Origin of the sequence: Parapedobacter koreensis (genome assembly GCF_900109365.1) — a bacterium.
Lineage (GTDB): Bacteria > Bacteroidota > Bacteroidia > Sphingobacteriales > Sphingobacteriaceae > Parapedobacter > Parapedobacter koreensis.
This window is the reverse complement of record NZ_FNZR01000003.1, coordinates 96,374-120,661: the sequence shown is the minus strand read 5'-3', so window position 1 is coordinate 120,661 and position 24,288 is coordinate 96,374. Positions and strand designations below refer to the sequence as shown.

Genomic DNA, 24,288 nt, shown 5'->3' with positions numbered 1-24,288 from the left:
ACTTCTATATTAGCACAATTTTTGGTAACTTTACATAAAGTTAGGGGAATTAATCCATGCCCACACCAGACATACAATCCACAGGGAGTGTACGGCGCAAAGTTATCTTCGTGTTTGTCACCGGTGCAGTAGCATTGGCATTGGCATGGGTAATCAGCCGTGTAGCATTCACGGAGATGATGGGCACCGTGGAAAGCATCACGACACCAGATCCCAAGCTGGAAATGGTCAGCGGCATTTCACGGGATATCATGCGGCTGGATCAAATGCAACGGGCGCAAGCATTCGGAGGGAATGCATCTTATAGAAGCTTTTCCAAAGAATCGGCCGCAATCGTTGCTTCCCTTGATTCATTGAAACAATTATATGCAGGCAGTGATGTTCAACAATCCCGGATAGACTCCATAAAATCCCTGCTCCGGCAGCGGGACAGGTTGTTTAATGGATATGTGAGCGTGCGCGAGAAAGTAGTGGATAGCCGCGAATTTTTAGAGCAACTGCAATCATTAAGCGACGTTATCTACGAGCCCAGTTCTGATAGTACCATTGTGACCACCGAACGGAAGCGCCGCACGACAACCATAGCTGGCGACACCAGCGCAATACCCGTCCTTATTGACAGTGATGACCGTGGTTTTTTTGGCCGCCTTTTCGGCCGAAAACGCCAAGAGCAGCCGCCGCTGCCTGTCGTTGAAGAGCGACGGATGGTTGAGGAGGAAATGGAAACTATCGTAGACACCATCAGGGCGGTGCAGCACGACAGCACATTGGCCCGCATTGATAGCGCAGTGCAGCGTTTCCAAATGCTTCAGCAACAGCAACGCGAACAATTCGTCAGCCGGGAAAAGGATTTAACCATTGTCTCCAACACACTCATCAGCAACATGCTGAGCATCCTGCATTCCGTGGAAAACGAAGCGATGCAACAGATGGAAGTAGACAACCAGCAGGCGCGTGCAGTAGTAAGCGACAGTGTATGGCGCATCAGCGCCATTATCCTCGCATTTTTTATCATCACAGCCGTCATGGTCTATTTAATTTTGGCCGATATCCGCCGGAACAATGCCTATCGTGTGGCCTTGGAAGCGGCGAAAGAAGAGGCCGAATACCACGCCGCTGCGAAACAGCGTTTCCTGGCTAACATGAGCCACGAACTGCGAACCCCCTTACAGTCCATCATCGGCTATTCCGAGCAATTGAAACAGGGGCAGCACGCGGAGGACACCAAGATTGACGCCATCTACCAATCTTCGGAGCACCTGCTGCAAATTGTAAATGAAATTTTGGATTACAGCCGCATCACATCCGGTAAAATCGTGCTCAGCGAAAAGCTCTTTGCAGTAGAAGGCTTGGTAAATAACGTCGTCTCCGTCATGAAAGCACAGGCACAGGGCAAGGGGCTGGCGCTGGAGTTCAACACGCGCATCTTAGGTTCGGGGCAGGTATTGGGCGACGCATTCCGCATCAAACAGATTTTATTCAATTTACTTAGCAATGCCATCAAATTTACCGATCATGGCAAAGTGACACTCAATGTAAGCACAGTGGTCTATAACGAAAAGACCGAATTCAATATCGTTGTAAAAGATACTGGCAAGGGCATACCTGCGGAAGATCTTGATCGCATATTCAATGACTTTGAGCAATCTGAAAATGCCAACTCAGGCGTCCATTTTGGCAGTGGATTAGGATTAAGCATCGTAAAAACCATTTGTGAAAGCATGGGCGGTAGTATCCGCGTGGAAAGCAAAAAGGGATTCGGATCGGTTTTTAAAGTCAACTTACCCCTGAAAACAGCGGTCAACACCATAGCCGAAATCCCGATGCACAGGGTAGAAGCAACCCTGAAACCATTCGAAGGTAGCGTATGGATTATCGATGATGACAGGTTGATCTTGGGCTTGTGCCAAAATATTCTCGATAAGTACCGTATTCCTTACCGCTGTTTCATGTCTCCACGGGACGTGTTGACGACGCCTTGGGATCCCGAAGTAAAGACCGTGTTGATGGATATCCGGATGCCCGAAATGGATGGCACCCAGCTTAATAAGGAACTGCATAAAAAGATTAACACCGCCGGTGTAAATGTATATGCATGTACCGCACAGGTATTGCCGGAAGAACAGGAGCAAATCCTTGCCCAAGGGTTTGATGGGTTATTGCTTAAGCCCTTCAAGGAGGCCGATTTGCTCCATTTGCTGGGTATTCCACCTGTGGAAGCCCAGGTAGCTGCAAATCAACTGACAGGCGTCCGCCAATTTGCACCGGATGATGAAGTGCAGGCGCACAACATCATCGCCCTTTATACCCGTGACACTACTGCAGACATCGCTACCCTTACCGATTATTACCACGCGCATGACCTTGAAAATGTGGAATTACTCCTACATCGTGTCGCAGGGCGCACGGCACAAATCGGTGCCGACAAAATTGCTTTCCAGCTGCGCAAAATGGAAATCGACGCCCGCAACGGTGACCTACCCCCAGAAACCGAATTGCAACGCGCACTCATGCAGCTTGATGAGCTGATGCAGCAACTGCAGATCCAAGGCAATCCCAGTACAGTAGACGTATAACAACAAGAACATGCCCCATACCCCTCCCCCGCCTCAGGAAACACCAGCCAAAGCCTTCGAACGCCTGCTGACCGTGCTGCATACCCTGCGTACCGAATGTCCTTGGGACAGGAAGCAGACCATGGAGACACTCCGTCACCTCAGCATCGAAGAGCTATACGAATTGGGCGATGCCATCCTGGACGGCAATCTTCCGGAAGTAAAAAAAGAGCTTGGTGATCTGATGATGCACCTGGTATTTTATGCCCGCATCGCCGAAGAACAGGGGGCCTTTGACATCGTGGATGTGCTCAACAATGTCTGTGAAAAGCTTATCAGCCGCCACCCGCACATCTATGGTGACGTGGCTGTAAACAATGAAGATGACGTAAAACGCAACTGGGAACAACTCAAACTCAAGGAAGGTAACAAGTCCGTGCTTGCCGGGGTGCCACATTCCTTGCCGGCTTTAGTAAAAGCATACCGCATCCAGGACAAAGTGCGTGGCGTAGGGTTCGATTGGGAAGAAAAACAACAGGTCTGGCAAAAGGTAGAGGAAGAACTGGCCGAGTTCAAAAATGAATTTGACGTCACGCAGGCGAAAGCCATTGATAGTGAGCGGGCCGAAGCCGAATTTGGTGATCTCCTCTTTTCCTTGGTCAATTATGCACGGTTTATTGGCATCAATCCCGAAAACGCCCTGGAACGCACCAACAAAAAATTCATCAAACGTTTTACCCACTTGGAAGCACGTGCCCGCGAACTCGGTAAAAACCTGAAGGAAATGTCTCTCGCCGAGATGGACGTCTATTGGGAAGAGGCAAAAAAATTATAATTCCCCATGCTGGAACAGGTTCTCGGCAGCACCCTGCTTTTTCAGCAGCACAAAATGCGATCGCACGGCTTTTATCGCTGGATAGCAGGTGTATGGGAGCTTGTAATCCTCCGCATACCGTTTAATGATGGGCGTTATATACGGATAGTACGTATGAGCCACATGCGGAAATAAGTGATGCGCTACGTGATGCGTAAAGCCCCCGAAAAGGAAATTAGCTACTGGATTATCCGCACTGAAATCTTTGGTCACCATCATTTGATGTTCGGCCCACGTCACGTCCATCTTACCGTCCGCCGGCGGCAGGGGAAAGATGGCGGTTTCGTCCACATGCGTTGATATCAACGCAATCACTCCCAGCATACTGCCAAAAATATGCATGCACAACCAACCCAATACGACCACATACCAAGGCTGATTGAGCACCATCATCGGAATGGCCAGCAGATAAAACAGGTTGAAGAGCTTTGCGGCAAACAATCGATAATATTCTATCTTGGGAATTTTCACAACCCGCTTTACGTAATTATCCTTTGTACCAAAAAAATCCTTGAAATCTCGGATAAACAGCCAGTTGAGCGTATATAAAGGATACAGTAAAAACATGTAAATATGCTGATAGCGGTGTTGCTTGAGGTAAATGCTGTCAGGGAATATCCGTACTAAATCACTTTGTTTGATATCGGTATCCCAATGCTGAATATTGGGATAAGGGTGGTGCAGCAAATTATGGCGTTTGCCCCAAAGCCAGCTGTTGCTGCCAAAAAACTCCAGCACATACATAAATCGCTGATTATGTTTCCGCTTTTTAAATACCGCTCCATGGGCGGCATCATGAAATGCGTTGATAAAGAGCATAATCATCGAAAAACCCAGCAGAATATAGCATAAAAACAGCAACGGTGTGTGGTTTCCAAGCACCAATATGCATGTATAGAACCCAGCATAAAGAAAAAGCAAGAGGTATGTTTTAGCCACATTCCGCCGTTGGATACGCTTGTCGCCCAATACTTTTTCCTGTACTTCCTTTTGGAGTTTTTTAAAAAAATCGTCTGGTCCCGGCTTCTTATATGTCGGTTTAACGAGTGCTTCCATATTTTAACCGTCTAAGTCCTTACATCGACAAAAATAAGGATAATAGCGGAGAATTCCTTATTTTCGCGGCCAATATGGAAACAGTTGTGAGCGGTATCCGCAGTACCGGAAAGTTACATTTGGGAAATTACTATGGGGCAGTCAGAAATTTCGTGCAGATGCAGCACGAGCACAACTGCTACTTCTTCATCGCCGACCTCCACTCACTGACCACCCACCCCACCCCGGAAGATTTGCATGCCAATGTACGGCAGGTTGTGGTGGAATACCTTGCAGCGGGCATTGATCCGGAAGTGGCAACCATCTATGTCCAATCCGAGGTGCCTGAGGTAGCCGAGCTGTACCTTTACCTTAACATGAACGCCTACTTGGGCGAACTGGAGCGCGCAACATCGTTTAAAGACAAAGTACGGGCAAATCCCAACAATGTAAATGCCGGCTTGCTTACCTACCCGGTATTGATGGCCGCAGATATTTTGCTGCACCGGGCTACCAAGGTACCGGTGGGCAAGGATCAGGAGCAGCACCTGGAAATGACCCGGACATTTGCCAATCGCTTCAACCGTATGTATAAGACGGACTATTTTACGGAGCCACATGCCTTTTCATTCAGCAAACAGCTTGTCAAAATACCCGGATTGGATGGCAAAGGAAAGATGGGAAAATCGGAAGGTGAAGCCAATGCGGTCTACCTGTCTGACTCCCCGGAGGCCATCCGCAAGAAAGTGATGCGTGCCGTCACCGATGGTGGCCCCACCGAACCCAACCAACAGAAGCCGGAAGCAATCCAGCACCTATTTACCTTGCTCGAAGCCGTATCCACGCCCGATACCGTGAAGCATTTTGATGCGCAATACAATCGGTGCGAAATACGCTATGGCGATCTCAAAAAACAACTGGCCGAAGACATGGTTGCCGCAACGGCAACTGTTCGCGAACGCATCCATGAAATTTCCAACGATAACGAGTATATTAGCAAAATGATTCGCCATGGGAACGAAAAAGCACGGGAAAGTGCCCGCAAAACCATAGCGGATGTACGCGAAATTATCGGTATTAGGAAGTTTTAATATGCACATCGCCATCGTAGGAAACATCGGAGCAGGGAAAACAACGCTCACGCAGTTGTTGGCCAACCACCTCAAATGGGAACCACAATTTGAGGCCGTGGATGACAATCCATATTTGGAAGATTTCTATAGTGATATGAAGCGCTGGGCATTCAACCTGCAAATCTATTTCCTCAATAGCCGATTTAGGCACATTGTACAGTTACAGCGGAAAGAAACCAACCTGATTCAAGATCGAACGATCTATGAAGATGCATATATCTTTGCGGAAAACTTATATGACATGGGGTTGATGAGTGCACGCGATTTCGAAAACTATAGCAATATCTTCGAAAGCATCATCTCGTACATCAAGCCCCCAGACCTACTTATTTACCTGCGGGCCTCCGTACCGACATTGGTTGAAAATATCCAAACCAGGGGACGGGAATACGAGGCAAACATCCGCTTGGATTACCTTTCCAAGCTCAATACCAAGTATGAAAAATGGATCAAGAATTACAAGGATGGGAAACTGCTTATCTTAGACAAAGATAAGCTCGATTTTGCCAATAATCCGGAGGATATGGGTTTTGTGCTTCAGAAAATCGAAACGGAGTTGTTTGGGCTGTTTTGAGCTGGTTGTCAGCTATCGGATTTACACAGTTGCAATATCTAATGTCTAACATCTAGTGTCTAATGTCTCAAACAAAAACCATCGGCATCATCCCCGCTCGTTACGCATCAAGCCGTTTTCCGGGCAAGCCCCTCGTTGATATTGCAGGCAAAAGCATGATCCAACGGGTATACGAGCAGGCCATACAAAGTCACTCCCTTGATCAGGTGGTCGTGGCCACCGACGATGATCGCATCTTTTCCCATGTTGATTCCTTCGGCGGGAATGTGCTGATGACCGCAGACACCCATCAAAGCGGCACGGATCGCTGTGCAGAGGTGCTTGCTGTTTATTCCGATTTTGAGGTAGCCATCAATATTCAGGGCGATGAACCTTATATAGACCCGGCTCAGATTGACTTATTGGTGAGCTGTTTTGAAAACACCAATGTCCAAATCGCGACATTGATAAAACGAATCTCGACGGTAGAAGAACTGTTTAATACAGGAATCCCCAAAGTGGTGGTCAATCATAACGGGCGCGCCATTTATTTCAGCAGGCAAACTATTCCATTCCAACGGAATGCCCCCTCCCAGGATTGGCTTCACCTGCATCCCTATTATAAACATATTGGCATCTACGGCTACCGCGCTGCCACCTTGGCCGAATTGACCAAGCTTCCCATATCCTCGCTGGAGCGTGCTGAAGCACTTGAACAACTCCGATGGATAGAAAACGGCTACCTTATCCAAACAGCAGAAACTACCGCAGAAACCATCGCCGTGGATACGCCCGAAGACCTGGAGCGGTTGAAAGCTATAGGCCGTAGGCTGTAAGCCTATAGCTTCAAAACCTAAGCCCTCCTACTTTCCGGCCAATAGCGCCCTGAAGTTAGCGACACTCTGAGCTACGTCGCCTGCATTATTGTCCCAGTTATATTCGTATTCCGCGGAAATATTGCCCTTAAAGCCCTGGCGTTTCAATTCAGCGATCACACCCTCCACGTTACATACGCCAGTACCCCAAGGCACGTCATGGGTCTTCGGCGACTTTTCTTCCAGATCCTTAAAATGCAAACTCACCAAATGCCCTTCGTATTTCTTCAGGCTTTCTATCGGATCCAAGCCCGACCGCACCCAGTGCCCAATATCTGCGCAAGCGCCTACATACTCGCTATTTGCCTTTGCTATTGCATCCAATACAATAGCCGGATCCCAATACTTGGTAGGGTTCGGATGATTATGTATACCTACTTTAATCTTATATTGGTTGGCCAGCTGGCCAATCAAGGGCAGGAATTCTGCATTCGGCTCAGAATTGATGACCTTGATGTCCATGGCCTTTGCAAATTCAAACAATTGCCGCCATTCCTCATCGGTAGTACCATTCACCACACCAAAGGCACATAGCTTTACCTTTTTCTTCTTTAATGCTTTCAAAATCGCCTTACGCTTTTCGGCATCCATCTTATAATCCATTTTCCCTTCGATTCCGCCCCCTATCTCCTGCCCGTTGAACGCTTCCACCGAATTCAATCCGGCACCCAGCGTTTTATCGACGGCCTCAAAAAAGGTAAATCGGTTGAACGTATACGTTTGCGCAGACAGGTACCAACCCAATTTCTTTTCTGGTTGCTGCGCCTGCACGGCAGTTACTCCCATTGCCAAAGCCACGCATACCGCAAGCATGGCCAATTTCAGGTGCTTTTTCATTGCTGTTTAATTTATGTGTTTATAATATCGTGTTAAGCTTTTTATCGTCCCCCGGACTCAACCTTCAGTCATCCGAGGCCCAAGGCTATCGTTAGCGATGCGCTTCGTAGCGAAATGACCGCACGGATTGGCGCAATTCGTCCCGCTGCTGCTTGGATAATGGTGTTGCAAGGCGCAAGGCCTGGATCGCTCCATCCAATTGCGCCGCTGTCCGTACCCCCAAAACAGCGGTAGCTACGGCCGGATGCGCCCACACATAACCCAATGCAACATCCAGCTGGCCCAGCCCTGCCTCATCTGCCAATTTAGCCACTGCCTTCGCCGCCCTGGCCACCTCGCCATCCGTGTATTGCAGATAACCGTCAGCCGCCTTACCTGCCAATAGCCCTTGGGCAATGGCTCCCCGGCAAATGACACCGATGCCCTGCTCATGCAGCAAATCCAGCAGTTCTTCTTCCGGCCGATGATCCAGCAGGCTATATTGCATCATCACGCTGACGATGCCTGATCGCTCAATGTACTCCCTTATCACATTGGGACGGATTGATGAGATACCATACCAACGAATTTTCCCTTGCTGCTTCAACAATTCAAAGGCCGCTATGGTGTCGTCAATGGGATCCTCGATAGTCCCACCATGTAGCTGATAAAGGTCTATATAATCCGTTTTGAGCCGCTTGAGGCTTTGTTCAACACTTTTCAGGATATATTCCTTATGCGGATTCCAGTCCCAGCCATTTCCATCGGCACGCCATTGATTGCCCACTTTCGTGGCAATGATGACGTCCTTCCGAATAGGCCGGAGAGCTTCTCCGACATAAAGTTCATTTAATCCTTTTTGGTACAAATCGGCCGTATCGAAATAGTTGATGCCCGCATCGGCAGCTTTCCGCAGCAAGTCTTTATACGTTGTAGCATTTTCGCCCAATGACATGCAGCCAAAGCTGAGCGGGCTTACATATAAATCCGATTTACCTAATTGATTCATTTAATTGCTTCAGGCGAACCAGCCGATACGGGCACATCTTCTTTGGCTTTTTGCACAGAAATAAGCTCCACATCAAAAATAAGCGGGCTATAAGGCGGGATGTCCTGCCCGGCACCGCGCTCGCCATACCCCAGTTCATACGGTATGAAAATCCGATAATGCGCCCCGACAGGTACCAGTTGCAGTCCTTCCTGCCAACCTTCAATCACACGATCAAGCGGAAACGTGGCCGGTTCACCACGATCATAGGAGCTATCAAACACCTTGCCGTCGCTCAATTGTCCTTTGTAATGTACCGTCACCGTATCCGTAAGCGCAGGTTTGTCTCCCGTGCCCTCCCGAACAATTTCATATTGAAGTCCCGAAGCCGTGGTCAGCACCCCCGGTTTGGCCTTATTGTTTTCCATGAACGCATTCGCGTCATTCTTGAGCTGCGAATCCAGCTTCTCCCGGGCAGCCGTAATGGTGTTCATAATCAGTTCACGCTCCTGTTCTTCCCCGAAAATCGATTCCTTTCCCGCAAAGATATCAGCAACGGCCTGAGCAAGCGCCGTAGCATTGATTTCTTCAAGCCCGGTGCTTTTCAAATCACGTGCGATGGAAGCACCGAAAGCATAAGCAACTGAATCTGTACGGCTTTTTAATGCAATCGTGCTGCTGCCGGTTTGCTGGGCGTTCGCAAGTCCAGCATACATCAAACAACACACCGTGGTTATACGTAAATAGTTCATATAGCTATAAAAAGTGATGACGTTTACTCAGCGTGTCAAATATACACACTTATTTTTTTCCTACGGCTGTTTTCTTCAAAGATCGCTTCGCTAAGTTCGGCAATAGCGCAGCGACGATCCCAATAAGCGGAAGAAATGAGCACATATGGTATACAAAATCAATACCATGGCTGTCTGCGAGTTTACCAAGCACGGCCGATCCTATCCCACCCATGCCGAAAGCAAACCCGAAGAATAACCCCGATACCAGTCCGACATTGCCGGGTAGTAGCTCTTGCGCATATACCAGTATCGCCGAAAATGCCGAAGCGATGATTACGCCAATGATAAAAGACAAGATAACTGTCCAAAAAAGATTGGCATAAGGCAATGCCAATGTAAAAGGTGAGGCCCCCAGGATAGACAGCCAGATTACATACTTACGGCCGATACGATCGCCCACCGGGCCGCCAATCATGGTACCGGCAGCCACAGCAAAGAGAAAGATAAACAAGTAGAGTTGCGATTGTTGCACCGATACCCCAAACTTGTCCATCAGGTAAAACGTATAGTAGCTGGTAAGGCTGGCAAAATAAAAGTATTTCGAAAAAATAAGCACCAGCAACACGACAATGGAGACAACCACCGTTTTACGTGGCAGCGATTGCTGAACAGCAGCCACAACCTTATTTTTCCGTAGGATATAATTGCGGATAGACTTTGGCTTATACCATTTGCCCACGCGATAGAGGATGATAATGGCCGTAAGGGCGGCAAATGAAAACCAAATGACATTGAATCGGCCAAAGGGCGCGATAAGCATCGCTGCTAACAGCGGGCCGATGGCGCTCCCTGCATTACCACCCAATTGAAACAGCGACTGTGCAAAGCCACGTCTACCCCCCGAAGCCACATAAGCCATCCGGGAGGCCTCGGGATGAAATACCGACGAACCGGCCCCCACGAAAGCCACGGACACCAATATCCAATGGTAACTTGGTGCCACAGCCATCATCACCAAGCCAGTAAGGCTGAATCCCATTCCCACTGGCAATGCGTAAGGATAAGGCTTACTATCCGTAATCACACCTACCAATGGTTGCAGCAAAGAAGACGAAAGCTGGAATACCAGCGTGATCAGCCCAATCTGCGAGAAACTCAGGTGGAAAGAATCTTTTACAATGGGATAGATGGCTGGGATAAGGGACTGGATGGTATCATTGAGCAGGTGCGAAAAGCTTACGGCGAATAGTACGGGATAAATAGTAGCAGGTATTTGCTTGCCAACGACGGATTCTTCGGTGTCCATAAGTACAAGATGAAGTTCGCGCAAAACTAAACATTCCTTCCAATCCCCAATGCCTTTTTACGTAACAACTTTTGTTACGGCCTCCGGATATGTTCAGTATTCCTCTTCTTCCAGCACTGCTGCCTCCGCGTGTACCGTCGTTTTCTTCCTCCCGGTAATCATTTTTATCACGACAGGCGCCGTAGCGGCTACCACAATACCGATAATCACATATTCAAGGTTGTGCTGCACCCATTCGTTTTCGCCCAGCAAATAACCCAGGGTCACCAGGCTACCTACCCACAGGAGGCCGCCGATGATGTTATAAAATGCAAATTTCTTGAAATCCATTTCCACAATGCCCGCCACGATGGGAGCAAAGGTACGCACCACAGGGAGAAAACGTGCGAGGATAATGGCTACCCCGCCCCTTTTATGGTAAAAATCCTGCGCCCTGAAAACATATTCTTTTTTAAAAAACCAGGTATCCCGTTGCTTTAAGAGACGATGCCCAAAATACTTTCCGCACCAGTAGCCTACAAAATTGCCTAAAATGCCTGCTGCCGCTATCAACGCAACCCAATATAGTAGCGTGAGCGCAGAATCAATGGGGCCAAGTGTCAGATTGGCAATAATGATTCCAGCAATAAACAGAATGGGATCACCCGGCAAGAAGAAACCGATAAGGATGCCCGTCTCGGCAAAAATGATAAACAACAATAAATAAAGACCGCCATGTGCAACAATCCAATCCGGATTGGTAAGATTGCTCAAAAACTCTAAAAACTCAGCCACTGGTACAAAAAATAAAAGCAAAAGAACTAATGAAAACTGGAAAGACGTTGTATAAAATCATGCCATTTTAAGAAATACCATTAATTTTCAGGAGCGATCAATTTGAAATGTCATTGGGCTGACAAATCAGCTTTCCGCATCAATCCAAAAACCAATACCCACAATATTGACCCGTTCCCAAACAGCCTGACTTGTTTCCCTCGCAAGTAGTGCACTACCGAGAAACTTGGCTGAAAAAAACAGCCTTCCATCACCCACGCCCTCAATCCACTCCAATGTCACAATGACATCGTCATCATAGGTCAGGTTGTATGGCGTCAAGTCTACCACAAGAGGGCCGGTTTGCCTTGGACTCGTTTCGATGACGATGTTTTCGTTGAGGATGATATTACCTGGTTTGCCATTTTTTATGTCATAGATGTTCAGCCGGAACTTCAGGGCACCATAGTTATTCTCCTGGATAATTGCATGGAATGTTTTCAGGTATGTCGGTCGTTTTATTTTCAACCGTAGTCCCATTTCTGTGCCGAGATCTTTGGACGTAAACCCAGCGTTGGAACCCGACGCCGACGTCTCATTGCCGAGGATATGTAGCTTCCGCTTTTTATTGGAAATTGCTATTTCAGGAAGTTGAATCGACTTAGGCATCAATATCACCTCAGGTTGCTGGACAATATGCTTACGAAAATCCGAAACCAAATAATCTTGACTTTGGTAACCGATATAAGAAATCCGTATTGTATCCCCATTGTGTTGTTCATTTAGCGGAATGGAGAACCGCCCATCTTTGCCTGATACCGTGCCCTCGCCTTTATTCAAAATACCAATATTGACATACGAAAGTGGAGCACCGTTACTGCCATCCTTGACAATACCTGTCACGGCCGTTTGGCCATGCACCATATTGAACCCAAATAACAATAAGGATAGGTAGCGGTATGTTCTGTTTATCATTCCAAGCAAAGATACAATTTTAAAGGCATTCTTAAAGCACCTATCATAAGGCTATCCAACAGCATCCGCAAGAAAGTCGCCATACCACTTTCCCGAATCTTTCACTGTCCGCTGTTGCGTATCGAAATCAAGATGTACCAATCCAAACCGTGCATGGTAGCCTTCAGCCCATTCAAAATTATCCATCAACGTCCATATAAAATACCCGTGGATATTCAATCCTTCACGCTTGGCCCGCAGCACCTGAGCAAGGTGGTCTTTTAGGTATCGGATGCGCAAGTCGTCATGTACAGCGCCATTCTCCACAACATCAGCGAACGCTGCCCCATTTTCGGTGATATAGATATCAGGAATATTGGGATACGCATTGAATTGTTTGATCATCTCATAGATTGCTTCGGGATATACTTCCCATCCCATTTCGGTGAGGAGCGGTACACGGCGCTTTTTTGCAGGAACAAGCTGCGCCCGCAAATACGGCACGAAATACGAATGGCGTATCATTTCCCGCGTGTAATTTTGAATGCCGATAAAATCAAAATCGAATGGCAAACGTGCTTCATCACCAGCCGCCATGTACCTTTCAATACCTGCCAATGCCTTTAAATCCGTCGTAGGATAGCCCAATCCCAAGATGGGTTCAATGAATAATCGGTTAATCAGCGCATCAGCGCGTTTCGCTGCATCCATATCGCGCTTACTGGAACTAGCCGGATGGATGCTCGAACAGCTGAACGTGGTCCCAATCCGGGCATTTTTTGTCTCCGATCGCAACAATTTGCCGATGTGCCCCATTGCCAACGCTGCATGATGCGCCGCAGGGAAAAAATTGCGTAATCCGGTTAGGCCAGGTGCATGCACCCCAAAGAAGTAGCCTGCCCCGGTAAACACAGCAGGCTCATTGAGCACCATCCAATGCCCCACCCGATCGCCCAAGCACTTCACTACACAAGCGGCATACTCCTCCAGCCAGCTGAGCACATCCCGGTTGGTCCATCCGCCTTTGTCTTGGAGCGACTGGGGAAGATCCCAATGATACAGCGTGATCCAGGGTGTAATGCCCTGCGCTAAACAATGGTCTACTACACGCTCGTAGAAATCCATGCCTTGGGTATTGTGCCTACCTATTCCTTCCGGCAAAATACGCGGCCATGATAGCGAAAATCGGAAATTGGGAATATACATCCCCTTAATCAGGTCGATATCCGCTTCATACCGGTTATAAAAATCGCAGGCCGTGCGAGCATGGTGATTAAGCTTGATTTTGCCTTTTTTGCTGGTAAATGTGTCCCATATTGAAGGGCCTTTTCCATCGGCATCACAGACCCCTTCCGTTTGGAAAGCGGCACTGGAAACACCCCATTGAAAGTCACGTCCGAAATCTGCTTTTACCATGTAGCTAGGCCAATGCTTTGGAAATGTGCGCTTCCAGCAAGTCGTCAATAATTGCTTGTGTACAATCCGGATAATCTACGGCAACAACGTGCTTATTACTCAACCATGCCTCAATAGCGGGGTCATTTTTGGGTTTCAGGCTCTTAATGACGGAGACCCCCATCTCTTCAAGCGCCGCCGCATTGAGGTGCTGTTCATATTGGTTTTTCATCGGGATGACCAGCAATTTCTTTTGGAGAAACATTGCCTCAGCCGGTGTTTCAAACCCCGCACCGCACAACACACCCGATGCCGAGGCCATGCTTTGGATGAAGGCTTCATTCGCAATGGGTTGGACGCTTACATTACGCATCTCGAACGGGATCTTATTGTGCTTGGAAAACACCTGCCATTGGATATCTGGAAAACGCATCAAATGCCTCAGCAACCGGGCGTCGTCATATGCTGGAAGGTATACGGTGTAATGCCCTTTGTCGGCCACCTCCAATTGGCGCACTTGCTGGCGGATGACGGGAGTAAATATCCGTGGGCTGTATCGTTTGAAGTGAAACCCATAATTAAGCGTGGCGGGTGCATAGTTCTTCATGATAAATTTTCCCAGCATGTCCTGATCCTTCGGTTTGGGAGCCTGGGCATCCATTGCTGCAGCTTGATGGCTGAGACCGATACATTCCTTATCTCGGATATTGCATGCCCAAGCCGATATCGGCTCAAAATCATTGATAATCAAATCGTACTGCTCTATCGGCAACGTATTGACTTCGTGGATAAGTCTGCGTACCGTGGAGCTCATGAATGTCTTCCACAAATCCACCCCCCCTTTTTTGCCAAAGATAAAGCTGAGCCCATGCATCCGGTATTTTACGGGAAAAGGCAATGCCAGGTCAGCTTGGATGCCGCTGACTAACACATCAACCGTGGCACGCCGTTGTAAACAAGGTACTACATCCATAGCCCGGCTCAGATGGCCGTTGCCTGTACCTTGTACTGCGTAGAGGATTTTCATATTAAGACGATAGACATCAGACGTGAAATTTCCGACTCTTCAATGCCTGAACGCTGAGGCCAAAAAACGAAAAAAAATACGACTTTTCAAACCTGTCAACCAACTTATTAATTTTTTCATGGCTGCCGTGTATTAAATCCTTATGCTAATTACGGAATTTAATATTATCCCTGCGTTAAAAACCAGTGAAAGATTTGTGATTTTACCCCAAATCACCTAACTTTAATGCATGAACCGAATCTACCTACTGCCATTGTGCCTCATAAGCACGTTATTGCTTTCGTCTTGGGGGTTCCATGCCCACAAGCTCATCAACCAGATGGCCGTATTTACCTTGCCAACTGCCCTTGCCGGATTTTACAAACATCATGTGGATTATATTACTGAACACGCAATCGACGCAGACAAACGGTGCTATGTAGACACCGCAGAGTCGCCCCGGCATTTTATTGATGCCGATAAGTATGGCCGGCAACCATTTGACACGATTCCAATACACTGGACAGCCGCGGTCGACAAGTTTACAGAACGCAAGCTCCTCGCAGCCGGTGTCCTTCCGTGGCAAATCAACCGGAGCTACCGCAGCCTGGTCAATGCACTCGCTGCAAAAGATTTGCGGCGAATATTACGTCATTCAGCAGATATCGGTCATTACCTTGCGGACGCTCATGTACCGCTGCACACGACAAGCAATTACAACGGGCAACAGACCAATCAAGTAGGTATCCACGCCTTTTGGGAAAGCCGCCTGCCGGAACTTTTTGCCGGCAGCTATGACTTCCTCGTTGGGCGCGCTCGCTACGTGGAGACGCCCGTGGAAGAAGCATGGCGCATTGTAAGAGAAAGCTATGCGCTGGTAGATTCCGTGCTGGGTATCGAAGGCAAATTGAATAACGCATACCCCACAGACCGCAAATATGGCTATTCCGAGCGCAATCGAATCCTTATTCGCACCTATTCCGACGCATATTCATCTGCCTACCACGAAGCGCTACAGGGAATGGTCGAACGGCGGATGCGTGGAGCTGTCCTGAGTATCGGCAGTTTCTGGTATTCGGCATGGGTGGATGCCGGGCAGCCAGACCTGCAAAATCTCACATTCAAAAACGGCAACATCCCGGATACCCTATCCATGCCCACCGAAGGGCAGGAAATCCTTGGCCGAAGCGAGTGGCATTAACGCTGCGGAATGGCCATGTTTTTGACCACTTGGGCCATGAGTTCCACCACTTCCGTCAATTCCGTCTGTTGGAGACTACCAAATCCCATGCGGATTCCGCAGTGCTTTTGAGATTGGTACAATAAATAGCGCGGCAAATAAACATCGCGTCGGGCGCAAAGCTCCCTGAGACGCATTAAGTTGAGATCATTAGGCCATTTTGTCCAAATGGCCAATCCACCCCGCGGCACACTAAAATCAACAAATGAGGTTAAGTGCATGTTCAGAAGCGACACCAAAACATCCCGACGAGCCTTGTATTCAATGGTTGTTTTTTTCAAGTAACGGTGGATTTCGCCATCCGCAATCAGTTCCCCCAACGCCAATTCCGTCAGCGCGTCGCCATGACGATCCATGATGCCCAACAACTTGCCCATTTCATTGATCAGTTCCGGTGGAGCCACAATAAACCCGGAGCGGAAGCCCGGTGCCATAGATTTGCCGAACGTCCCGACGTAGACCACCATCCCTTCCGTATCTGCACTAACCATCGGCAATTGGGGGCTGTCGTCATAATGGAAATCATAGTCATAATCGTCTTCCACAATAATGAACCCATACTGTGCCGACAGCGCCAACAACTCTACCCTCCGTTGTGCGCTGAACGTCACTGTGGTGGGATAGTGGTGATGGGGCGTAATGTATAGCATGCGGAAAGGGCGCCGCTCACAAAGCGCACGGACGGCTTCGACGTCGATCCCTTCCGCATCCACCGGCACCGTCACGATGGCGGCCCCGGCCTTTTGCAGGATCATATTGGTCGCAAAGTAGCTGAGCTCACCCACCACCACCCTATCGCCCGGCGATATCAGCGTTTCCACCACGATGTATATGCTCAGTTCCAAGCTACGCGTTACGAGGATGTTTCTTTTTGAAATGTGCAATCCCCTGGTCAGGTTCAGGAAGTTGGCGAGGTTTTCTTTGTAATAAGCAGCCCCCATCAAATTGTTATACCCCAGCTTAGCTCGGTTACCTCTGCGTTTCATGTTGGTGTGGAGCAAGCGGGAGAGGTAATCAACATGGGACAACCTCGGATCCGGAAGCCCATCATCAAGGCTGTGCGTAGCCACCGAATAATCAAAGGGATTGTCCAACACGTTCCATCTTTTGAAATGAAAACCGGTCTGCTGGGGATAAGTAATGAGTCCTTTTGCACTCAGCCGTCGGGGCTTATCCGTCTTTCCATTCCGCACGAACGCGCCCCTGCTGGGATGTGTCGCTATCCATCCCTGCGCATCCAGCTCCGCATAGCTTGCCACTACGGTATTGCGGTGCAACCCCAACAGCTTGGCCATCTGTCTGCTTCCCGGCAGTTTATGGTCATCCATTAAGTAGCCTCGTTGGATAGCGTTGATTAGCTGGTGGGCCACTTGTAAATACACAGGGGTGGCCGACGAGCGGTCTATTTGAATGAAACTTCGATAAGGAACCAAAACCGGACTATCCATAAAATAAAAACTGGCACATCTTGATGTGCCGGCAAGATACGATTTTTGCAAAAAAAGAATGAACATGAAGCAACTATTACCGATAACACGCATCACGGCAACTGTACTCACCGTCCTTTGGTCGACCTATGCAGCAGCCCAAAGTCAAACAGGAGTCCAATCCCGTGCCCAATTATCCGATACCAGTGCCATCCCGCTGAATGAAGTGGTTATCACCGAAAACCGCCTCCAGCTTCCCTTTGCCAAACAAAACCGGAACATTCAAATCATCGACCGGAAGCAGATCGAAGCTTTACCCGCGCGGTCACTCAATGAGCTGTTGAGCCACGTTGCGGGCGTGGATTTAAGGCAACGCGGACCATTCGGCGCGCAGGCTGACGTCAGCATTGACGGAGGGAGCTTTGAGCAAACCCTTATATTGGTCAACGGCATGAAGGTCCTTGATGCCCAAACCGGACACAACAGCCTCAACCTACCCATCCCCACGGATGCCATTGAGCGTATTGAGATCATCCGGGGCCCGGCAGCCCGCATCTATGGCATCAATAGCCTTACCGGTGCCATCAACATCGTCACCCGCAAGCCTGAGCAATCAGAGGTCATCGCACATGCCTATACCGGCACTGGATTCAAAAAAGATACGGCCAATAACGATGCGCTTTTCAATGGGCGGGGTATACAGTTGGGTGGCACACTTACAGGTTCTTTAGGCAGCCATTCCCTATATGGCAGCCACGAATCCGGCAACGGCTACCGCTACAACACGGCGTTCCGCAACGATAAAGCCTTTTACCAGGGTGAAATCCCTGTGGGTACTGCTAGTGCATTTTCGCTCATGGGCGGCTATGTATCCAATGACTTCGGCGCGAATGGCTTCTATGCAGCACCGGGTGACAAGGAATCACAGGAAATTGTCCAAACCGTTTTGGCCGCCATCGGATACCGAAGCCAGTTGTCCAACCGGTTTTCTTTATCCCCGCGCGTCAGCTATCGCTATGCATACGACGATTACCGTTATTTCCGCCATGATCTCGGCCGTGCACGAAGCCAGCACCATGGCCATGCCATTAATTCGGAAATCAATGGCACGTTGCAGACTACGGCGGGAGATATTGGCGTAGGACTGGAAATGCGTAATGAAATCATCCGGAGCACCAACATTGGCAATCACGACCGGGCCAATTATGGCGTGTATGCAGAGTTTAAAACCGAAAGAATTGACAGGCTGCTGCTCAATGCGGGCGCTTACCTCAATTATAATTCAGACTACGGCTGGCAAATATTTCCGGGAATCGACTTAGGCTACCAACTAAGCGAACGATGGAAATTGGTTGCCCACACGGGGACGGGGCAACGTATTCCGTCGTTTACCGACCTGTATCTTGACCAGCGTCCGGGCAACATGGGCAATCCTTCCCTGCTATCCGAGCGCGCCTGGCATGCCGAGGGAGGCATCAAATACTTGGCCAACCGCGTGATGGCACAAGCCAGCTATTTCTACCGCAACATGAATGATTTCATCGATTGGGTGCGTACATCTCCGGATGACCCCTGGCAGCCTCATAACTTCCAGCGTAATCGCACACAAGGCATTACATTTTCAGGCAGCTATCGTGTAATCCCGGAACAAGGCGAAACGGGATTGGTGGCCGGCCTTTCGTATACTTGGCTGTCTCCGCATTTTGAAGACAGCCAAGCAGCTGGCTTCCTTTCCAAATATGTCATCGAAAGCCTGCGGCACCAGTTGGTTGCCAACCTCCAGCTTTCAACCGGAGACCTTTCAGTCACAGCCGCCGCACGCTTCAACGAACGTATCAGCTATAAAAGCTACTTTGTGGGCGACATACGGATTGCCTATGGCTTCAAGCCCGTCGATGTATACCTGGATGTACAAAACATCTTCGATGTCACCTATATCGAAGCCGCTGCTATACCCATGCCGGGAAGGTGGTTGAGCCTGGGACTGAAACATCGGATTTAGTTAAGGAAGTACGGAGTCATCTCCTTGTACTCCGTACATTTTCCCAGTTATTTCAGGTGTGAACGCAGCATCCAAGCGGTCTTTTCGTGTTTCTCCATGATCCCCGTCAGGAAATCCGCTGTGCCTTCGTCTTTGTATTTTTCCGAAACAGCATCGATGCTTTCCCGGATATACGTAATGATGGCCTCGTGATCCTGTACCATCTCGGCAATAAAACCTTTACTGGTATTACCTTTCGCGTTCAACTCAGTCAGGTGAGTGAGTTCCAGGAATACTTTCAACGATGCCGGAGCATAATGGCCAAGCGATCGTATCCGTTCAGCCACTTCATCTACCCATTCCGCAAGCTCGTCATACAATTCTTCGAAATACACGTGTACGGAATGGAAATCCAGCCCCTCTACATTCCAATGCGCATTCCGGGTTTTTGTATACAACACGAATTCATCTGCAAGCAAGACACCAAGTATTTCAGCTACTTTAGCCCGATTCTTGTCGTTAATACCAATTTGTGACATGATTCTTAAATATTAGTTGACTTTTTTTCAAAGATAAGCGTTCGAAAACACATGCTGATTTTCTTGATGTCATAATATTGCCAAAACATCTGTTATGCCCGCTTGGATGATTATTCTTTGGGCGCTAATGCCCGCCAGACGAATGCTGCTGCCACGGCGCCCACAATCGGGGCTATGATAAACAGCCATAGCTGACTTAGGGCGGCACCTCCCGCGAAAACAGCCGGGCCAAAGCTACGGGCAGGGTTGACGGAAGTGCCTGTAATGGGGATGGCAACCAAGTGAATGAGCACCAAGGTGAACCCAATGGCCAATCCGGCCATGGTACCGTTCCCCCATTTGGAAGTGGCACCGAATATTACAAACAAAAAGAGGAATGTCAACACGGCTTCAGCAAGGAAGGCTGCGGCAGTACCGTACTCATTTTGGTAACCTTCACCCCAACCATTGGCACCATAAGCCCACTCGCCCGGCGTGAAACCCGCGAGTTGCCCGCCCAACACCTGCTGCAACACAAACGCACCCAGCAAGGCCCCGATGAGTTGAGCAATGATATAGACAACGGCTGCACTTGCAGAAATCTTACCATTAACCAGCATGGCAATGGTAATGGCGGGATTGATGTGGCAACCGCTGATACCACCAATGGCATACGCAAAGACTACTACAGCCAAGCCAAAGGCAAAAGAGATACCCAATAACCCCAAACCAGAAAGGCCTGCCAATGTGTCTACTCCCGCCACGGCAGCAGCACCACAGCCGAAAAGCACCAATCCAAAAGTGCCAACGAGTTCGGCCACGAATTTCGTTGATGTTTTGATCTCCATAATTATATAACAATTGGTTTATCTAAAGTAAAAAGTTTTTTGTTATAAAACAATATAAACTTTAAGAAAAAAGCCCCGCTTCACAGCGGGGTCTTTCCATTTAACCAAACCTAACAAAATGAATGCTGCTCTATGTTTCTTTTACTATGGCAAAAGTAGGTCGGGTGTATTATCCTGTAATTAAATAGGGATTAACTTATTGTCAATCCCCTCCCTTTTCCTGCCATCTCCCGTGTACGATGCGGGGCTGATCCGGGGCGTATCCGGGAAAAGGTAAGATCCGCACCGCATACGGCCCGTATCCAGCCCGCATTACGGCAGAAAAAAGGAAGAAGGAAGGCGGGAGAAAGGTGTGTGAAAAAGAAAAGGTTCAGTACCCGTAGATACTGAACCTTTTGCTATGGCGGAAATGTTAAAAAGTATAACTGTATCCAATGCTAAAATTACGACCAGGTGCGCGTAACTGATAAATTTGATCGGTCGCCTGATACGCTTCGTAAACACTCCGGCGCTCAGCATCCAAAATGTTTTCAACCTTGATATTAAGTGCGCCCCTTTTATTAACCCCCATTTTTTTGGTGAGGTTAAAATTAAGACTGTTGAAAGGCTTTGCATATACATCTGCATTACGGGAAAAACCGATAACCTCTAATGTCTTTCCTTGCACATTGTAAAATAATCCCGCCTCAAAACCCATATCCAGATTATTGTAGTTCAATCCGGCGTTGATAAGATATGGTGATTGCCCTTGTAACTGGCGAGTATCATCAATCTCCTCTCCTTCCCGTGCAAAAAACTGCCTGGATTCATACTCGTCTTCGCCCATCTCGATAATCGAGTTGACCACAGAAACATTCACATTCAAACTTAAATTAGTCAACGACTCCGAAATAAATCCGAAATTCTTACGTGCTTCCGCTTCTACACCATATACATTCGCATAGGGTGCATTTCGGGGCGTAAAATTGTTTGGTGCCGAATCCGAATATACTTGCAGTTCAATCGGGTTTCTGAAATATTTATAGAAACCACTGACGGCAAACATCTGGGACTGGTCGCCAAACAATTCGTATCTTAAGTCAATGTTGTCAATGTAAGTAGGCACCAGTTCCAAATTCCCCAAAAAACGGGTATCGGTAAGTGGATCAAAAATCTGGACTACAGATAATTCCTTGAACGAGGGCCGTGCCGTGGTCCGAGCATACGATGCCCGTAAGTTATGATTTTCTACAACGTTATAGATCAAGTTGATCGACGGAAAAAAATCCAATTTATTGATAGTGCGTTCATTATCATACTCTAACCTATCAATATTCACTCCGGTAAAAAAGGTGGTATATTGTTCCGCGCGAACGCCCACAATGGTACGCAACTTTTCCCACGGGCGGAATTCGCCTGAAACATAGAGCGATCCGGTATGCTGAGAAGCATCAAAAGTATTGGAAGCCTGATAATTGCCACGGATGTAGTAACCTGTATTGGTTCCAGACGTCCAAACATTTTCCGGCAATAGGATCGCATTCGGGTCTCCGTTTAATTCCGAATGATCTACGGCCCTCGAATCAATCGAATAGTTATAAATCGAATAATCCCGTTGTTTGTAGCTGTACAATCCTCCGAATTTCAGTGCTGCATCCCGATTAAACAGCGACATTTTTTTAGTGAAATCAACCTTCCCCACGGCGTTTATTTCTTCCAGATCCCGCCATATCCGTGTCGGTATACCCGCATCCGTCCGGATAGTATAACGCGACCCCTCTTCTACAAATGTTGTCGTTCGTACGTCTTTATCCTGCACTCTTGCCAACGAAGGAGACACTTTCCATTCCGTTAGGAACGTCGCGTCCTCGTTGCTGTGTTTGCCACTGAACAATATATTAGAAACCGACCGTTGGCTGTAATCTAACGTCTGCTTAAATACATCGATGATATTAGCGATCCGAGTTACTTGATCGTAAATCGCGGCCCGGCTTTCTCCATTTTGGATATGTAACAAATTCAAGCTATATTTTGACATACCTGTCTTATAGTTCAGACCGACCATACCTGACAACAACACATTGCGCCCACCCAAATCGCCGATTTGAGTCCTGTCCGGTCGAAGTGCGGGATCTGGATCTGTCTGGATGGGCCGACGGTAAATACCGTTCTGAAAACCCTCATAAAAAGTGGTAGTGTTCTTATAGTTCAACGCGGCGATGACACCCAATTGATTGCCCCAAAGCTTATACTGGTTGCTGAAATCAAAACCGAGGCTCAAATCGGGCATGCTATTTTCGCGTTCGGCTCCCATTACTGGATTGAAGGATCGTGTGATGCCTTCCAAAGCTTCTCTGCCTTGCGCTTGTGCCGGGGTTGGAATATCCAATGTCGGGCTGATCGGCAATTTCCTATCTCCGTTGTCAAACCCAAGGAAATCAGTACTGCTCCCTTTATACCCGACGTAGTTGTTATTTAAGTGCATATCGGGGTTATAGCCCACAGATGCCGAAATACCGATTTGTTTCTGAGACGGGATGTCTTTAGTAACGATGTCGACCACCCCTCCGGTGAAATCAGCTGGGAGCTCGGCCGAACCCGATTTTACCACCACGATATTTTCCAAAATGTTAGTTGGAAAAATATCCATCTGTACCGTATTTTTATCCGGATCCAAACCCGGTATGTCCATACCGTTTAAAATCGATTTGCTATAACGGTCGCCCAATCCACGGACGTACACATACTTGCCATCCTGTACGGATACCCCGGGTACGGTACGCACGGCCGTTGCGATGGTGCTTGCACCCGAACGCTGGATACTTTGCGAAGACAGCCCATCCATGACGACACCTGCATTCCGTTGCATATTCAACAGTGAAATCTCGGTATTCCTGCGGGCCGAAACGGTCACGACCACTTCCTCCAATTCATCCGCCGATGGAACCAGCGTAACATCTATTTCCACCGCTTTGCCGCCCTCAATCTTCACCTCACTGATTTCCTTCACCGCGTATCCCACCGATGAAAATCGCAACGTATATGTTCCAGCCTCCAATCCTAGGGTATAATCTCCCTCAAAATCTGTACTTGTGGCTTCGCTGGCACCAATCACCTGCACACTTACACCTGCTAAAGGCGAATTCGATCCCTCATCCAGTACCTTCCCTGTAACGCGGCCTACTTCATCTGCAAATAGAAAAAAAGGCAAACACACGATTGCGTTAAGCAATATATAAAAACGCCTATTCATTTACGAACTTTCTTATTCTAATGTTGATTTGGTTAAAAAAGAAGTCCATCTTCCTTTTTTTGGTT

20 protein-coding genes are annotated in these 24,288 nt (G+C 48.2%); 7 read left to right on the top strand and 13 right to left on the bottom strand.

The genetic code is table 11. The annotated features are described in order from the left end of the window. Positions 1–56: 56 nt before the first annotated feature. Entirely contained in the window at positions 57–2,576 is a 2,520-nt protein-coding gene (locus BMW65_RS08215; protein WP_090604485.1) for a hybrid sensor histidine kinase/response regulator, read from the top strand. A 10-nt stretch (positions 2,577–2,586) separates the two neighbouring features. Beyond that, positions 2,587–3,390, top strand: a complete 804-nt coding sequence (mazG, locus tag BMW65_RS08210) for a nucleoside triphosphate pyrophosphohydrolase (protein ID WP_090604483.1) — start codon at positions 2,587–2,589, stop codon at positions 3,388–3,390. Here mazG and BMW65_RS08205 read toward each other — a convergent pair. Continuing rightward, a complete protein-coding gene (locus BMW65_RS08205) occupies positions 3,385–4,485 on the bottom strand; it encodes a fatty acid desaturase family protein (RefSeq protein ID WP_090604482.1) in 1,101 nt (366 codons plus the stop codon). The genes mazG and BMW65_RS08205 overlap by 6 nt on opposite strands. Before the next feature lie 74 nt (positions 4,486–4,559). On the opposite strand from BMW65_RS08205, the gene trpS reads away from it, so the two are divergent. The 3 genes from trpS (at position 4,560) to kdsB (ending at position 6,986) form a co-directional block, all read left to right on the top strand. Beyond that, entirely contained in the window at positions 4,560–5,555 is a 996-nt protein-coding gene (gene trpS, locus BMW65_RS08200) for a tryptophan--tRNA ligase (RefSeq protein ID WP_090604480.1), read from the top strand. Between the two features lies 1 nt (position 5,556). Then, positions 5,557–6,171 carry a deoxynucleoside kinase gene (locus BMW65_RS08195; RefSeq protein WP_090604478.1) on the top strand — a complete coding sequence of 205 codons (615 nt, stop codon included), beginning with the start codon at positions 5,557–5,559 and terminating at the stop codon, positions 6,169–6,171. Positions 6,172–6,233: 62 nt separating this feature from the next. Then, complete coding sequence (gene kdsB / locus BMW65_RS08190) at positions 6,234–6,986, top strand: 3-deoxy-manno-octulosonate cytidylyltransferase (RefSeq protein ID WP_090604477.1); 753 nt, start codon at positions 6,234–6,236, stop codon at positions 6,984–6,986. 27 nt (positions 6,987–7,013) lie between these two features. On the opposite strand, the gene BMW65_RS08185 is transcribed toward kdsB, so the two are convergent. From BMW65_RS08185 to BMW65_RS08150, 8 genes are all read right to left on the bottom strand, one after another. Further along, positions 7,014–7,862 (bottom strand): sugar phosphate isomerase/epimerase family protein, encoded by an 849-nt coding sequence (locus BMW65_RS08185; RefSeq protein WP_090604475.1) that lies wholly within the window; start codon positions 7,860–7,862, stop codon positions 7,014–7,016. Positions 7,863–7,953: 91 nt separating this feature from the next. Beyond that, positions 7,954–8,850 carry an aldo/keto reductase gene (locus BMW65_RS08180; protein ID WP_090604473.1) on the bottom strand — a complete coding sequence of 299 codons (897 nt, stop codon included), beginning with the start codon at positions 8,848–8,850 and terminating at the stop codon, positions 7,954–7,956. Then, complete coding sequence (locus BMW65_RS08175) at positions 8,847–9,581, bottom strand: BamJ family beta-barrel-assembly machinery protein (RefSeq protein WP_245747557.1); 735 nt, start codon at positions 9,579–9,581, stop codon at positions 8,847–8,849. Before BMW65_RS08175 ends, BMW65_RS08180 begins: the two co-directional genes overlap by 4 nt. A gap of 49 nt (positions 9,582–9,630) precedes the next feature. Next, positions 9,631–10,869 (bottom strand): MFS transporter, encoded by a 1,239-nt coding sequence (locus tag BMW65_RS08170; protein ID WP_090604469.1) that lies wholly within the window; start codon positions 10,867–10,869, stop codon positions 9,631–9,633. A 93-nt stretch (positions 10,870–10,962) separates the two neighbouring features. Continuing rightward, positions 10,963–11,643 carry a DedA family protein gene (locus BMW65_RS08165; RefSeq protein WP_090605373.1) on the bottom strand — a complete coding sequence of 227 codons (681 nt, stop codon included), beginning with the start codon at positions 11,641–11,643 and terminating at the stop codon, positions 10,963–10,965. Between the two features lie 126 nt (positions 11,644–11,769). After that, positions 11,770–12,597 (bottom strand): carboxypeptidase-like regulatory domain-containing protein, encoded by an 828-nt coding sequence (locus BMW65_RS08160; RefSeq protein WP_090604467.1) that lies wholly within the window; start codon positions 12,595–12,597, stop codon positions 11,770–11,772. A gap of 51 nt (positions 12,598–12,648) precedes the next feature. Next, entirely contained in the window at positions 12,649–13,992 is a 1,344-nt protein-coding gene (locus tag BMW65_RS08155; RefSeq protein ID WP_090604465.1) for a GH1 family beta-glucosidase, read from the bottom strand. Between the two features lie 4 nt (positions 13,993–13,996). Then, positions 13,997–14,998 (bottom strand): glycosyltransferase family protein, encoded by a 1,002-nt coding sequence (locus BMW65_RS08150; protein WP_090604463.1) that lies wholly within the window; start codon positions 14,996–14,998, stop codon positions 13,997–13,999. Positions 14,999–15,227: 229 nt separating this feature from the next. Here BMW65_RS08150 and BMW65_RS08145 point away from each other — a divergent pair, with 229 nt between their 5' ends. Continuing rightward, positions 15,228–16,178: a zinc dependent phospholipase C family protein gene (locus BMW65_RS08145; protein WP_090604461.1), complete on the top strand. Its 951-nt coding sequence runs from the start codon at positions 15,228–15,230 to the stop codon at positions 16,176–16,178. On the opposite strand, the gene BMW65_RS08140 is transcribed toward BMW65_RS08145, so the two are convergent. Continuing rightward, positions 16,175–17,665: an aminotransferase-like domain-containing protein gene (locus BMW65_RS08140; protein WP_090605372.1), complete on the bottom strand. Its 1,491-nt coding sequence runs from the start codon at positions 17,663–17,665 to the stop codon at positions 16,175–16,177. The genes BMW65_RS08145 and BMW65_RS08140 overlap by 4 nt on opposite strands. 64 nt (positions 17,666–17,729) lie before the next feature. Here BMW65_RS08140 and BMW65_RS08135 point away from each other — a divergent pair, with 64 nt between their 5' ends. After that, the gene (locus BMW65_RS08135; RefSeq protein WP_090604459.1) at positions 17,730–19,646 is read left to right on the top strand and encodes a TonB-dependent receptor plug domain-containing protein; all 1,917 of its coding nucleotides are present in this window, start codon (positions 17,730–17,732) and stop codon (positions 19,644–19,646) included. Between the two features lie 47 nt (positions 19,647–19,693). On the opposite strand, the gene BMW65_RS08130 is transcribed toward BMW65_RS08135, so the two are convergent. From BMW65_RS08130 to BMW65_RS08120, 3 genes are all read right to left on the bottom strand, one after another. Next, entirely contained in the window at positions 19,694–20,164 is a 471-nt protein-coding gene (locus tag BMW65_RS08130; protein ID WP_317040439.1) for a Dps family protein, read from the bottom strand. Positions 20,165–20,274: 110 nt separating this feature from the next. Continuing rightward, a complete protein-coding gene (locus BMW65_RS08125) occupies positions 20,275–20,991 on the bottom strand; it encodes an MIP family channel protein (protein ID WP_090604455.1) in 717 nt (238 codons plus the stop codon). A 412-nt stretch (positions 20,992–21,403) separates the two neighbouring features. Continuing rightward, on the bottom strand, positions 21,404–24,223 hold the full coding sequence (locus BMW65_RS08120; RefSeq protein ID WP_090604453.1) for a TonB-dependent receptor: 2,820 nt from the start codon (positions 24,221–24,223) through the stop codon (positions 21,404–21,406). Between the last annotated feature and the right edge of the window lie 65 nt (positions 24,224–24,288).

What these genes read in the sequence shown, in the direction of transcription:
- BMW65_RS08120 (WP_090604453.1), bottom strand. Translation starts at nt 24,223, where the DNA reads ATGAATAGGCGTTTTTATATATTGCTTAACGCAATCGTGTGTTTGCCT.
- BMW65_RS08150 (WP_090604463.1), bottom strand. Translation starts at nt 14,998, where the DNA reads ATGAAAATCCTCTACGCAGTACAAGGTACAGGCAACGGCCATCTGAGC.
- kdsB (WP_090604477.1), top strand. Translation starts at nt 6,234, where the DNA reads ATGTCTCAAACAAAAACCATCGGCATCATCCCCGCTCGTTACGCATCA.
- BMW65_RS08130 (WP_317040439.1), bottom strand. Translation starts at nt 20,164, where the DNA reads ATGTCACAAATTGGTATTAACGACAAGAATCGGGCTAAAGTAGCTGAA.
- BMW65_RS08145 (WP_090604461.1), top strand. Translation starts at nt 15,228, where the DNA reads ATGAACCGAATCTACCTACTGCCATTGTGCCTCATAAGCACGTTATTG.
- BMW65_RS08175 (WP_245747557.1), bottom strand. Translation starts at nt 9,581, where the DNA reads ATGAACTATTTACGTATAACCACGGTGTGTTGTTTGATGTATGCTGGA.
- BMW65_RS08185 (WP_090604475.1), bottom strand. Translation starts at nt 7,862, where the DNA reads ATGAAAAAGCACCTGAAATTGGCCATGCTTGCGGTATGCGTGGCTTTG.
- BMW65_RS08125 (WP_090604455.1), bottom strand. Translation starts at nt 20,991, where the DNA reads ATGGAGATCAAAACATCAACGAAATTCGTGGCCGAACTCGTTGGCACT.
- trpS (WP_090604480.1), top strand. Translation starts at nt 4,560, where the DNA reads ATGGAAACAGTTGTGAGCGGTATCCGCAGTACCGGAAAGTTACATTTG.
- BMW65_RS08135 (WP_090604459.1), top strand. Translation starts at nt 17,730, where the DNA reads ATGAAGCAACTATTACCGATAACACGCATCACGGCAACTGTACTCACC.
- BMW65_RS08180 (WP_090604473.1), bottom strand. Translation starts at nt 8,850, where the DNA reads ATGAATCAATTAGGTAAATCGGATTTATATGTAAGCCCGCTCAGCTTT.
- BMW65_RS08155 (WP_090604465.1), bottom strand. Translation starts at nt 13,992, where the DNA reads ATGGTAAAAGCAGATTTCGGACGTGACTTTCAATGGGGTGTTTCCAGT.
- BMW65_RS08205 (WP_090604482.1), bottom strand. Translation starts at nt 4,485, where the DNA reads ATGGAAGCACTCGTTAAACCGACATATAAGAAGCCGGGACCAGACGAT.
- BMW65_RS08170 (WP_090604469.1), bottom strand. Translation starts at nt 10,869, where the DNA reads ATGGACACCGAAGAATCCGTCGTTGGCAAGCAAATACCTGCTACTATT.
- BMW65_RS08195 (WP_090604478.1), top strand. Translation starts at nt 5,557, where the DNA reads ATGCACATCGCCATCGTAGGAAACATCGGAGCAGGGAAAACAACGCTC.
- BMW65_RS08140 (WP_090605372.1), bottom strand. Translation starts at nt 17,665, where the DNA reads ATGGATAGTCCGGTTTTGGTTCCTTATCGAAGTTTCATTCAAATAGAC.
- BMW65_RS08160 (WP_090604467.1), bottom strand. Translation starts at nt 12,597, where the DNA reads ATGATAAACAGAACATACCGCTACCTATCCTTATTGTTATTTGGGTTC.
- BMW65_RS08215 (WP_090604485.1), top strand. Translation starts at nt 57, where the DNA reads ATGCCCACACCAGACATACAATCCACAGGGAGTGTACGGCGCAAAGTT.
- mazG (WP_090604483.1), top strand. Translation starts at nt 2,587, where the DNA reads ATGCCCCATACCCCTCCCCCGCCTCAGGAAACACCAGCCAAAGCCTTC.